We start from the raw sequence: 12,505 nt of genomic DNA, 5'->3' as shown, positions 1-12,505 counted from the left end.
CTACTACCTCTCCCCCGCCAGGAACTGCTCCTTGAGCAGTCCGATGTTGAGCTCGGCGGTGCGCTCGGCGTCGGTGAGCGTGAGCACCGGAAACATCTCCACGTTGAGCACCTTGGCCACCATCTTGAGGAACCGCGCCGCGCGGTAGGGCTCCTTGCCCGCCGCCTGCGCGACGCGACCGACCGGCAGTTTGGGGGTGGCACCCCCGGCCTGGACGAGCGTGTCGATAACGGCGGCGACCTCCTCCTTGGCGGGCCCGCGCGCCACCTGCCCATGGCTGGCCGCGAAGGAGGGCGAGCCGACCACACTCTCGCCCAGCGTGCCGCCGGCCGCCGCCGCGTCGTCGAACAGGGAGGCGCCCCGCACCGGAGCCGTTCTCTTGGTGCCGGCCTTCGCACGTGAGGGGCGCCCCGCACTCGCGGGCTCCCCCTCCGGCTCGCGAGCCGGCACAGCACCAGCTCCGGTGGCCAGCGGCTGGGTCCACCAGTCGGGCGCGTGCTGGGCCGGGCGCAGCACCGCCCACCCCGCGGGGGTGAGCGCGATGTCGGGCACGAACACCAGCACCGGAATGACCATCTCGGCCGTGGAGATCCCCCCGTGGTAGCCCTCCTTGCGCGAGGTGTAACGGAGGCGTTCGTCCCACGGCACCACGATGCGGCCGCCTTCGGCGAGCACCCGGTCGCCGGTGACGAGGAGCTCACGCTCTTCCGGGGCACCGGTGCGGTAGCGGGCCGACTCGCCTTTCCGGGTTTTCTGGTTCTCGCCGCGGTCCCACACGTGGCCGTGGTCGGAGGTCAGGACCACCGGCCGCCCGGCGCGGGCGGCGGCGTCCAGCAACGCTGCGAGTTTGCCGATCTGGTCGAGCGTCCAGGTCGCGGTGTCGGCCTCGCGCCCGTCGGCCAGCGCGTCATCGACGATGTTGAGCACGACCGCGACGGCCCGCTCGGTGTCGCCGATGGCCTGCTGAACGTTCGCGGGCAGCGCGGTGCCCGCACTGGTTTCCAGGTCGCGCTGGTACAGCAGATCAGCGGGGCGCCGGCCCCACGAGGCGTGGTTCCACAGCGCTCTGAACCCGGCGCGCTCCTCGCTCTGCCCGCCCGATGCCAGCCGCCCGCAGAACAACGAGGTGCGCGAGAAGGTGGTCGTGGAGGGCAGCACGGCCAGCGCCCCTTCGCGCCCCTTCTCGCCGCGGGCGATCTCGGTGAACCGCCCGCCTGCCGCGATCTGTTCACCGAGCTGGATGGCGACCTCAGCGCTCATGCCATCCAGCAGCACGACCAGCGGCGCCCGCTCAGCGGCCAGTGGACGGGCGACCCGGTGCAGCAGGTTCTCAGCGAGCAGCAGCTCGCCGGGGTGCGCCGAAACCTCGGTCCATGCGGCGATGCGCCGGGCGAACGCCTCATCCGCGGCCGCGCGGCGCTCGCGGACCCGCGCGTACACGTCGCGGTAGGCCGCGCCGAGCGCCGGAGTCTCGGCGCGCGCGGCCCAGACGCGGCTGGCCGCCCGATCAACCCAGGCGGTACCGGTCACGTGAGCGGTGGCACCTTCGAGCACGGTGCGCGGCTCGACGGACTCGGTCGCCAACCAGCGCACCAACCGGACCGCGGCGAGTACGTCGCAGCCCTCCGCGGAAGCGGAATCGAACCGGTTGTGCTCCCGCAGCCTGGCCAGGGCCTCCTCCACCGGCGCCAGGCCCTTGGGCACGTGCGGCCGGACAGCGGTACTGATCTCGGCACCCAGCGCGGACAGCCGCGCCTGCAGCCCGGTGCTGAGCACCCGGCTGTCCGCTGCGATGTTCTCGGCGCCCAGCGCGGCGAGGATCTCCTCGGCCCGGCCGCTGGCGTGCACAGCGGCGCCGTGCTCCTCGCCGTCCATCATGCGCAGCAGCACGGCTTCGCTGCTCTCGGCGAACCGGGACAGGGTTTCCACAGACGGCGCCGGGCTGCCCACGAACCGCTCTTCAGCCCGGATCCGCGCGTCGCGCGCCCCGTCGCGCCCGGCTCTGTCGGCGGCCAGCAGTTCCCGGAAGACCAGGCCGGCGGGAAGCGCGTCGTGCACCTGGCCCTTGTCCAGTATCCGGAAGACCACCTCGGCGACAGCACCGATCTCCGCTTCGAGATGGGCGCGCAGTCCCTGGCGTTCCTTGGGGTCCAGCTCGGCGAACCGGGTGACGAGGTGCGGTCCGCGGGTCCAGCCGAGCAGGGCGGCGGCATCGATCCGGTCTCCGGCTTCCCCACCGAACCGGGCGGCGGCGACCCGCCGTACCGCGTCGTCGAGCTTGAGCACGGCCGTACCTTTGCGCCATTCGGCGGGGCCGCCCATTTCGTGCAGCGCCTCGGCGAGCCACGCCCAGTCCCGGGAGTGCAGCCGCGGGTCGAGCATGCGCAGCCCGAGCTCGTCGGCGAGCAGCTCCCAACTGTTGACCGTGAACACCTCGTGGCACAGCAGCCGCCCCAGCAGGGAGGGGCCGAGGTCGTCCTCGGAGCACGGGGTGAGCAGGACAAGATGCTCGGCCTCGGCGGGCGGCTGACCGAGTGCGGTGAGAACCGCCAGTACGGTCGGTGCGGCCACGACCCGGGCGCGCACCTGGCGACCCTGGTGATCGACGGTGATGCCGCCGGGACCGTTCCACTCGGGCGCGGCGCGCAGCGCCACCGCACGCGCGTGGGAGGGCAGCCAGCCCTTGCTGACCCGCGCCTCCTCCTTCTCCAGCGCCCTGCGCAGCCCGCCTCTGGCGGCTTCGACCGTGACCTGCTGGAGGGAGGGCAGGGGGGTGGCCGTCATGGTCTCGTCCTCCATGCCGCATCCGACTCGTGTCCGCACGCCGGTGGTGCGCCTTCGGTCGTTGCGCGGGAGGTGTCCGGTGACAGCGCCGCGGCACTCACTCGACCACCCGCGCGGTTATCTCAATGGTGGTGTCCTCGGAGACACCGAGCTTCTTGCGCAGCTCAGCGATGACCGACTTCGCGTCGTCGGTGGGGGCGAGTGTGCCGACGGCTTCTTCTCCGCCGGGACGGATGACGCCTCCGCCCCCCGGATCCGGGTGTTCCGGGTCCTTCTTCCCCGGAACCGGCGGAGGCGGGGGCGGGTCCGTCAGCGCCTTCCTGATCAGCTCGACCGCCTTCGCCGTCACCGCGTCCAGTTCGGTGGAGAGCTTCTTTTCCTGCTCATTGTGCCGAGCAACGGCGGCCAGGTGCTCCAACAGTTGAATGGCCTCACCGGAGTGCTTGCCGCCACTGTTGGCCAACTCGGCCAGGGTCCGGAAGTTGCCCCAACCGGTGGCCTCCAGGGCCGAGGCCACCGCACCGGCGGCGGCCATGCTGGACCGGTAGACCTCGCCTTCACGCGGCAGATCGGCCCGCGCCAAAGCGACCACCAGCCCGGTGTCGTCGGTAAGCCCGCGCAGCCTCATCAGCAGCTCGTGGGTGGCGCGCGCGGTCTCCAGCCGCGGCGACTCCTCGTCCAGGCCCAACAGGGCGGCGTGCTTCTCCAGTTGGGTGAGCAGCGACTCGGTGCCCGCCAACCACGTGGTGGCCTGTTCCTTGAGCTGCTCGGCGAGCCGCTGGACAGCACGGGCGTTGAGCACCGGCTGCGGGGTGAGGCGGAAGATCTGCTTGGCGCGGCGGTTGGCGAGATCGAAGTCCTCTTCCGCGGGCAGCGCCTGGCGGCGCAGCACGATGTCGCCTTCGAGCTTGCCGAACCCGACGTCGGTGTAACGCTTGCCCGCCCGCGTGTAGGCGCGGTCCGACTGCACCGCGTACACCAGCACCAGCAGGTCCACGATCTCGGGAGGCAGCCCCTTGCCTTCCTCGCGTTCGGTGATCCACCGCTTGAGGTTGCGCACCGTGATCTCGGTGGTGTCGGCCTGGGCGCTGCGGGCGGCCTCGTCCAGCGCCGTCAACCAGGTGTCGCGCAGCACGAACACCTCGCTGACCTGAGCGATCCCGAGATTGTGGGCGACCCGGTACAGGGCGCTGGTCTCACCCTTGGTGGGCTCGTAGCGCTGGAGGTGTTCGGCTTTGGCCGCCTCGACCGCCTGCAGCACAGCGGTGAGGTCGCTGCGGCGCACCTCGGGCATGGACCCGTTGGGCGCGGCGAACTTGGGATGCTCGGGGTAGAGGTGGTCCAGGAGCTGGCCGGCGATGCGCTGGAGGGCCTCCGACAGTTTGCTTCCCGCTTCGACACGGATCCGCACATTGGGCGGCAGCGCCTCGATGTGCTCGTCGATGGCGTGGCCGAAGTCGGTGTCATTGCGCTGGTCGGCCCCGTAGGCACCGCGCAGCAGCCCGCGCAGCCGGATCCCGATCTGGGAGGCCTGGTGTTCGAGCTGTTCGCGCGCCTCGCGCCGGTCCTCCGAGCTCCAGTCGGGGGCCTTCTCCTCGATGACGCCGGGCTGGAGCAGGTGCTCCATCATCAGCAGCCGCCGCGCGTCCTGCTGGCGGGCCGGCGACAGGAAGTGCGGGATCCAGGTGAGCGTGGCCGGGGGGTCGGTGAACTCCTCGCGCAGGGTCTGCACCCGCTGGCGGTCCTCGGCGGGGTTGTGGGTGCCCTCGTCGAAGGGGTAGTCGATGACGACGCGAAGCGCCCCGGACGCTTCGGGCTCGAACCGCTGGCGCATCAGCGAGTCCTCGGAGCGGATGTTGCCGTAGTCGAGCTCGACGGTGCGGCGGGTGCCGCGCCACAGCACCGAGGTGCGCGCGGCGTCGGGTTCCAGCCCCATCTCCTGCCACATCAGCCGCTTGAACAGCCGCCGAAGCGCCTGGTCGTTGGCGGCGGTGTAGGTGGTGCGCATCAGCGACTCGGTGTCCACCCGCAGCAGGTTGAGGGTGATGGTGGGGTTGGTGCTCTCCACCCCGACCCGGACCTCGCCGAACTGGGCGTTGAGCTCGCGGAAGAACTGGGCGACGCGGGCGATGTCCTGGCCGGTGCGCCGGGCGGGGATGATGCCGTGGTTGAGCGCGATGAGCCGCCCGGCGGTGAGCTCCCTGAGGGCAGGCACGTTGGGCACCAGCGCCGCCAGCAGCAGCGTCTTGACCAGCAGGTCCTCGGCGCGGAAGGGGTGGCGTACCTCCAGGGCGCCAGTGTCGTCCTCGGTCATGTTGTGCCGCAGCAGCAGCCAGGGCCGCACCCGGTCGCGGTAGAAGCCGCGGATCTTGTCGTACTCGCCACTGAGCCGGTCGCGGAAGGGCCGGTCCTCGCCTTCGACAAGGACATCCAGCACCGCGCCCATCGGCACGAGCTGGCCAACGGGCAGCGTGGTGCGGTGGTTGACCATCAGCTGGCGCATCAGCTTGAGCGCGCTGCGCTGGCGTTGCAGCGCCCCCGACAGGTCGACCATGACGTGCAGCAGCGCGGGGCTGAACGGGTAGAGCGCGCGGAAGTCGTCCCAACTGTCGGCGTCGCCGCCCTCGGTGTCCAGCAGCGTGTCGCGCACCTCGGGGCGGGCGTTGACCATCCGGTCGAACGCGGCGCTGACCTCATCGGCCGCTTCCGGGGTGCGCGGACGCAGCAGCCGGTGCCGGACAACCTCGGTGAGGTTGCGGTCCTCCAGGCCGATGTGGCCGAAACGGCCGTCCCAGTACTTCAGTGTCTGGGCGATACCTTCGGTTCCCCCGGAGATGCCCACGAGGTCGCGCAGGTCGCGCTGGCGCGGTACGAAGCTGACGATGGGCGCTGGCCGGTAGCTCTCGGAGGACTCGACGAGCTTGGCGACCTTCTGCACTTCCTCGCTGATGCGGCTCTCGTCGCCGATGAACTTGGTGAACCGCAGGATCAGCTCGTCAAGGAGGAGGACGACGGCCTCGCAGCCCAGCTCCTCCTTCGCGTGGCGGCTGATGACCGACAGCCCGTCATCGAGGGTGATGAAGGCGTCCGCGTCGCCGTGCACACTGTCGGCGTAGCGCTTGAAGTGGCTCTTGAGCAGGGCGCTGATGAGCTTGCGGCGCAGGTCGGTCCCGTCGCTGCCAGTACTTTCCGGTGAGGCCGACAGCGCCTGGTCGAGGAGCTGGGGGGTCCACTCGGCGGTGGTGGCCGCCCACCGGCCCCACGCCTCGCTGGATCCGGCCCCCTCCACGGTGGGCAGCTCGCTGATGAACGCCTCGTCGCCGAGTGTGGCGCGCAGGTCGCGGGCGTCGGCCAGCAGCCCGTCGGCCCGGTAGACCGGCGGGACGGGGGCTTCGGGGTGGTTGCGGCGCACGTAGCGGACGTAGCCGCCCAGGATCGCGGACTCGATGGATTCGGCGTCCACCAGGTGGCTGGTGACGAGCAGGAACTTCTTGCCCTCCAGCCAGCTGTCGTGCTTGGCGAGGATGGTGGGCATCCGCTCCAGACCGCGAACGGTTGGGGCGTGCTTCAGCACGGCGTGCAGCACCGCCATGAAGTGGCTCTTCCCCGATCCGAACGAGCCGTTGAGGTAGGTCGCCCGCGACTGCCCTTTGGCCAGCGCGCCCTTGATGGTGTCGAGCGCCTCGTCGAAGCACCGCTCCAACTGGGGGGTGACGACGTACTCCCGCACCGCGTCGGCCGCGTGCTGCTCGACCCCGTCGGAGACCTTGAATACGAGGTCACCGTCATGGACGGCCTCGGGGATGTCGATGAGTTCGCCGATGAAGCGCTTGGAGCCCGAGCCGGTTGGAGGAGTCATCGCCTAGCGGAGCCCTTCTAACACGAGTCGGAGGGATGCGCGTCGCGCCGGGTTGCGGGCCCGCCGAGCGTACGGCGCACCGCTTCAACACTATGGCCACTGCCGCCGGCAGGCTCCGGTAGTTGCCGCATCGGCGCACAGCGAACCCGAAAGGGCAGGGGCCTGCGGAGCTTGACCCCCGGAGGCCCCGCGGTCACCCCTTCTTCCTGCCCCGGGTGGTGGTGGGCCGCCATGCTTCCATGTCGGAGGCGGTGGCCCCGGTGGCGGTCTTGAGCTGCTCCAGGTCCTCGGAGAGGTAGTCGGCCATGCTCCGCCCGTACTCGTCGGGGTCGGAGTGCCACTGCCGCACCCACGGCATCAGCTCGGCGATGCCGGCCACCAGCGGCGTCATCGTGTCCTTGTCCTCGGCCCAGCCGTGCTCCTCGACCCGGTCGATCGCAAGGGTGGCCAGCGCTTCGGCCTGCTCGGCGTGGTTCCAGCCGGCCCAGCCGAGGACAAGGGAAGCGTCCTGGTCTGTCTCGGCGCCCGGGTAGGACACGAACCGCTCTTTGGGCACGTCGAGCTTGCCGCGGTTGGCCCAGTAGGTGGTCTTGCGGAAGTCGGAGGACTTGTACTTCGGCGGGACCGGGATGGCCGGGGAGAGCCGCTTCTCCGGTTCCCCTTCGGCGCGGTCGGCGTTAAGGGCGTCCTCCGCGCGCTGCAGGTCCCAGACGTGCTCCCACTCCCCGCGCTTGCGCAACCCGGGTTCGTTGTAGCGCAGTGCGGTGAGGTGGGGCACATGCTCGGTGGCCACGATCTCCGTGATCACGCCGGAGAAGTCCTTGTCGGGATCGAAGAGGGCGGCCACCTCGACGGCTTCGGGGTGCTTCTCGCGCAGCCGGTTGCCCAGGCCCAGCACGGAGAGGGTGTGGGGCCGCACTTCACCCTGGTCGTCGGGCCGGAACCAGAGTTCCTGGTCCTCGCACTTGTCCAGCAGCCACGACTTGAGGGCGGTCTTCTCCTTCTTCTCCCACGGCTCGGACTGCCAGCGCCGCTTGCACTCGGGGCGCTCGATGAGCGCGATGTCCTTGCGGGACCCGATGAGCTCGATCCGCCTCTCCACGACCTTCTTGTAGTCCTCGGGCCAGTGGGAGGGGACTTCGGTGACGGGGATGGAGCCGTGCCGGTTGAACCATTCGGTGTCCACCTCGCCGGTCGCCATCTTGCGCGCGAGCACGATCTCGAAGGCGCGCTCACCTAGGTCGGTTCCGGGGACGTCGGCGGTGTCGGGAATGACCAGCTCGGCGTGCTCGTCGTCGGTGATCAGGCCGTAGCGGTGGTAGACGTCCCAGTCCAGTTCCTCTTGGAGCGCGATCATCCGCGTGCGGGTGGAGGCGTGTTCCGCGTGTGCGTCGTTGAGGCGGGGGCGGGTGGGAGTGGCCGACTCCGCGACAGCGGAGGGTTCGAGGGAGGAGAGGCGCTGGGCCAGGGAGTCGAGCTCTTTGGCGAGGGAGAGGGGAAGGGCCGGCGGCAGGGGAAACTCTTGGAGTTTGGTGCCGGTGAACTCGTAAAAGTTCTCCCAGGGGGTGGCCGTCTGGCGCGCCCCCTTCGTGTCCACTGTGCTTCCTTTATTGTGGCTCACTTGCTTTAGCCAGAAGCATGCTGTTGAGGAGTTCAGTACCCCGAGTAGCTCCAGGTGCTGCTCCTCTGCGGCGTCCGCGGGAAGTTTGATCACAGGCGCAGAGTGGTTGCAGACGGTCAGGTCGTTTTTCTTGCGAATAATGAAGTTGTTATGCGTGGCAAGGAAGGCGAATACAATCGAGGCCGGAGCTTCGAACCGGTCCCACGAGTGCATCGTGTACTCGAACCAGCTCATTCCTCTTTGTTCGCGGGTCTTGCCGAACATGAGGCCGGTTCGCAGGATGGAACGCATTGGCCAGAGGAGGGAAGAGTTGCCCATTTCCGGGATCGCGGTTCTTCCGCGGTAAGGCCACGCTATCCAGTTTCCCCCGTACCCCCAGTCGCGCAATGCGTCGCCAGTCACGAAACGGCGGACCGGGATCCCTTGGTTCGACCACGCGGTGGGCGGAGATTTGCTTCCGTATACATCATCGAATCCAGTGACCGTTGAAAATCCTATCGATTCAGATACTTCCCGGAGCGGTTTCAGTGAAGGGGAACCCAAAACTTCCATCACCCCCACCGCCCCGCCTCCGCTGAGACTCCACGGATGGGAACGCAGGCTTTCTCGGTCCAGGTCAGCGACACTCACCCACTCGCTCTCGCTTCCCGGACTCTCGATCTGACCGACGATCGCTTGCCAGACCAAACCTTCGGCGGCGTTGTTCGGCTGGGCCGGCTCTCCCCGGATTCCCAGTACCGCACGGACCGTGCTGCCGGGGCTCCACACACTGTTACGCCCGATGAGGATGGCTGTCGGTGTTCCGTGTCCGGGGATGTAGGCGCCTGAGGTATCGATGACGTGGGTGAGGTTGACCTTGGTGTGGAAGTAGTCCTGGATCAGTTTCTTTCCGAACTCGCGCTTCATGAAAGAGTTCGCGGTGATCTGGCCAACGAACCCAGAATGCTCGACCCTTCGGTCCCCTTTGTTGAACGCCAGTTGGAAAAAACGTTTGGCAAACGGCACCGTAAGGGCGTATTTTCCGGAGCAGACGTCCTTGTACGCCTTCCGGTAGTTCTGGTTCTCCTGTTTGTCCTTGACCGTGATGTAGGGCGGGTTTCCGACCACCGCGTGGTAACTTCCGGTCGCCAGCAGGTGAAAGCTTTCTTCCCCCGTGTACTCAAGAACGTCTTCTGTCCGATAGGTGTGGACTTCCCGTTGTTCCGTGGTGAGTTGGAGCCCATAGGCGCCTTCTCCATGGAGTAGCGAGTCCCCTGCGGCCACCACGAGTGGCCAATCCGGGTTCCCGGCAGACAGGGAGGTGATCCCGCCTTCCTTCATGGCCGCGGTCAGCAGCCGGAAGCGGGCGATCGCCACGGCGAACGGGTTTTTGTCCACCCCGTGCACGCTGCGCAGGCTCCGGGCGATCAGGTCCCAGTCCGAAAGCCCGGGCTCGGCGTCACGCCACTTCTCCAGCAGCCGATGGAACGCTCCCAGCAGGAAGTGCCCTGAGCCGCACGTGGGGTCGATCAGCCGGAAACCCGGGCTCTTCTCCTGGTAGATCCGGTTGCCGTCCAGCCCGAACTCCGCGATCGCCGGTTCCAGGGTGTGGTCGAGGATGAACTCCTCCACGAACTCGGGCGTCTGCAGCAATGCGAAGTTCTTCTGTGCCGCCTCCGACATCTCCTGGTACAGATCTCCCAGGAACCGGGTGTCCCACCCGGGGTCGGTGAAGTCGTGCACCAGGTGTCCGTCATCGCCCACCCGTCGCCAGAAGCCGATCAGGTTCTTGGCGGCCTGGTGGGAGGGAGCGATAATCCACATCGGGTTGTGCGCCCGGTCGAACAACCCCGCCACCACCGGAGAGACGCTCATCTGGTCGAAGGAGTGCACCAACCAGTCGCGGTCGGTGCGCTCGGCCGCTTCCGGGGCGCGCTGCCGCTCGGCCAGGATCCAGGCGTCCTTGAGCTCCTGAGCGATGTCGTAGCGGTTGTCCCCGTCCCGCGGTCCGGCGATGAAGGGCCGGTCCAGCAGCCGGTTGTCCTCGCAGAACCGCACGAACACTGTCGACAGCGCCCAGGCCACCGCCGCCTGGGTGACCCGCTCGTCCCGCCACTCACCGTAGGTCGCGGCCGTGCGCTCCGCCTGGAACGCCCGGTGGTGCTCGACCTTCAGCTCCTCCTCGAAGGATCTTCCGGAGCTCTCGTTGACAGCCTGGGGGTCCTCGCTGCGCTCCCGAAGATCCTCCTCAAGGACGGAAACCTGGCGCTTCAGGTCCCTGAGCAACGATGCGTGGTCGATCACTGACACTCCTGGTGGAGAAGGGGAAGCCGATCCATCATTGTCACCGATCGCGGTGACGCTTCGTCGCCGGAACCACGCTGCGAAAAGGCTGGCGCCGGGGCGTTCCTCCGCCGGCACCGACCCGTTGTCGCTGCTGGCGCACCTCGCACAGGAACGCCGTCCACTCAGCGGCGGTGAAGGTCAGTTGGGCGACGTCCGATTGCCTGGAGTCGCGCACCGCAGCAGCGCCGGGGAGGTCGTCGGCGACCTCGACGCAGTTCTCGTTCGCGCCGCTGCAGCCGCTCTTCCGCCTACGTTGTTACTCGCGCCCCGGGTTGGCGCGGTGCGTCGCGGCGCCGATGGATCCGCGTGCCCCGGCGCCGCGCCCGTCCGGACCGGACGGGCGCGGCGTTGACAGGATTGGTTAATGGCATTAGCTTTTAGTTAATATATTTAGCTGCTGGGGGTTGTCATGACCGAGTACCTCGCCGTCGACGGCGGCACGCTCGCTTACGAGGTGGCGGGGTCCGGCCCGCTGATCGTCCTCGCGCACGGCATGGGCGACAGCCGCGCCGCCTACCGCGCTGTGATCCCGCCGCTGGTGGCGGCGGGCTACCGGGTCGCCGCGGTCGATCTGCGCGGCTGCGGCGAGTCCAGCACCGACTGGCCGGCCTGGAGCCGCACCGCCATCGCCGGCGACCTGCTCGCCGTAATCCGCCACCTGGGCGGCCCGGCCGTGCTCGTCGGCCACTCGATCTCCGGCGGCGCCGCCACCATCGCCGCTGCGCAGGAGCCTTCGCTGGTCACCAACGTCGTCGAGTTGGCGCCGTTCACCCGCAAGCAGTCGATCCGCCTCGGCGACCTGCGGGTGAAACGCTTCCGGCGGGGCATGCTGCGGCTACTCGGCGCGGGCGTCTTCGGCAGCGTGCCGCTCTGGCGTTCGTACCTCGACACGGCCTACCCCGGCGTTAAGCCGGCCGACTGGGCCGAGCGGCTCGGCCGCGTCGACTCCCTGCTGCGCCAACCGGACCGGATGAAGGCCCTGCAGGGCATGGGCCGCAGCGCCCCGACCGACGCCGGCGCGCAGCTCGGCAACGTCGACTGCCCGGTCCTGGTCGTGATGGGCACGCTCGACCCCGACTGGGCCGACCCACACGCCGAGGGCTCAGCGATCGTTGACGCCCTGCCCTCGGGCCTCGGCCGCCTTGAGATGATCGAAGGTGCCGGGCACTACCCGCACGACCAGTTCCCCGACCAGGTTGTTTCGCTCATGCTCGCCTTCCTCCGATCGGACGCCGCCCGTGCCTAGGGCCGGTCTGGACCCGGCGGCCGTGGTCGCGGCCGGTGCCGCCCTCGCCGACGAGGTCGGTCCGGCCAACCTGACAATGGGGTTGCTGGCCGAGCGGGTGGGCGTACGTACCCCGTCGCTGTACAAGCACGTGAGCGGCCAGGAAGACCTCAACCGGCGCATCGCGGCCTTGGCGTTGAGCGAGGCCGCCGACGCTGTCGGCGGCGCGGTCCAGGGCTACGCGGGCCGCGACGCCCTGGCGGCCGCGGCGCGCGCCTTCCGCGCCTTCGTCGTGGAGCACCCCGGCCGGTACGCCGCGACGATCGGCGTGGAACCGTCCGGCCCGGACGATCCGCTGGCCACCGCGGGCCAGCGGCTGCTCGGCGCGTTCACGGCGGTCCTGCGCGGGTACGAGATCAAAGAGACCGACGCGGACCACGCCCTGCGCATGCTCCGCAGCCTCTGCCACGGCTTCGCCACGTTGCAGGCGGCCAACGGATTCCAATGGAGCGTCGACATCGACGAGAGCTTCGAGTGGCTGATCGCCTTCGCCGACCGGGGCCTGCGCGCTGGTTGAGAACGCTGCCGCCGTCGACGATCGCCGCATTCCCGGTGGCGTCGTCCTGCGCCCTACCCTGGTCGTGCCGTTTCCGGCCGGTTCGGCCGCGGAGTCTTCGAAGCCCGCTCAAAA

The 12,505-nt window shown here is 69.1% G+C and carries 5 protein-coding genes and 1 pseudogene; 2 read left to right on the top strand and 4 right to left on the bottom strand.

Annotated elements, in window-relative coordinates:
* Nucleotides 1-3: 3 nt before the first annotated feature.
* The 4 genes and pseudogenes from pglZ to F4561_RS33690 form a co-directional block, all read right to left on the bottom strand.
* Nucleotides 4-2,784: a BREX-2 system phosphatase PglZ gene (gene pglZ, locus F4561_RS12255; protein ID WP_184578251.1), complete on the bottom strand. Its 2,781-nt coding sequence runs from the start codon at nucleotides 2,782-2,784 to the stop codon at nucleotides 4-6.
* Between the two features lie 97 nt (nucleotides 2,785-2,881).
* On the bottom strand, nucleotides 2,882-6,643 hold the full coding sequence (locus tag F4561_RS12250; protein ID WP_184578247.1) for a DUF6079 family protein: 3,762 nt from the start codon (nucleotides 6,641-6,643) through the stop codon (nucleotides 2,882-2,884).
* 193 nt (nucleotides 6,644-6,836) lie between these two features.
* Complete coding sequence (pglX, locus tag F4561_RS12245) at nucleotides 6,837-10,547, bottom strand: BREX-2 system adenine-specific DNA-methyltransferase PglX (RefSeq protein ID WP_184578244.1); 3,711 nt, start codon at nucleotides 10,545-10,547, stop codon at nucleotides 6,837-6,839.
* A gap of 40 nt (nucleotides 10,548-10,587) precedes the next feature.
* A pseudogene (locus F4561_RS33690) lies at nucleotides 10,588-10,824 on the bottom strand (DUF397 domain-containing protein); the annotation flags it as partial.
* 174 nt (nucleotides 10,825-10,998) lie between these two features.
* Between F4561_RS33690 and F4561_RS12235 the strand changes: the two are divergent.
* Both F4561_RS12235 and F4561_RS12230 read left to right on the top strand, forming a co-directional pair.
* Nucleotides 10,999-11,835, top strand: coding sequence for an alpha/beta fold hydrolase (locus tag F4561_RS12235; RefSeq protein ID WP_184578241.1), 837 nt, complete (start codon nucleotides 10,999-11,001; stop codon nucleotides 11,833-11,835).
* Entirely contained in the window at nucleotides 11,828-12,391 is a 564-nt protein-coding gene (locus tag F4561_RS12230) for a TetR/AcrR family transcriptional regulator (protein ID WP_221445466.1), read from the top strand. Before F4561_RS12235 ends, F4561_RS12230 begins: the two co-directional genes overlap by 8 nt.
* Nucleotides 12,392-12,505 lie beyond the last annotated feature (114 nt).

It is taken from the genome of Lipingzhangella halophila (genome assembly GCF_014203805.1).
In the GTDB taxonomy this organism is placed as follows: Bacteria; Actinomycetota; Actinomycetes; order Streptosporangiales; family Streptosporangiaceae; genus Lipingzhangella; species Lipingzhangella halophila.
This window is presented reverse-complemented; position numbering and strand designations above follow the sequence as displayed.

Bases quoted from the DNA above. Each gene is read 5' to 3' on its own strand.
- pglZ (WP_184578251.1), bottom strand. From the start codon at position 2,784: ATGACGGCCACCCCCCTGCCCTCCCTCCAGCAGGTCACGGTCGAAGCC.
- F4561_RS12250 (WP_184578247.1), bottom strand. From the start codon at position 6,643: ATGACTCCTCCAACCGGCTCGGGCTCCAAGCGCTTCATCGGCGAACTC.
- F4561_RS12235 (WP_184578241.1), top strand. From the start codon at position 10,999: ATGACCGAGTACCTCGCCGTCGACGGCGGCACGCTCGCTTACGAGGTG.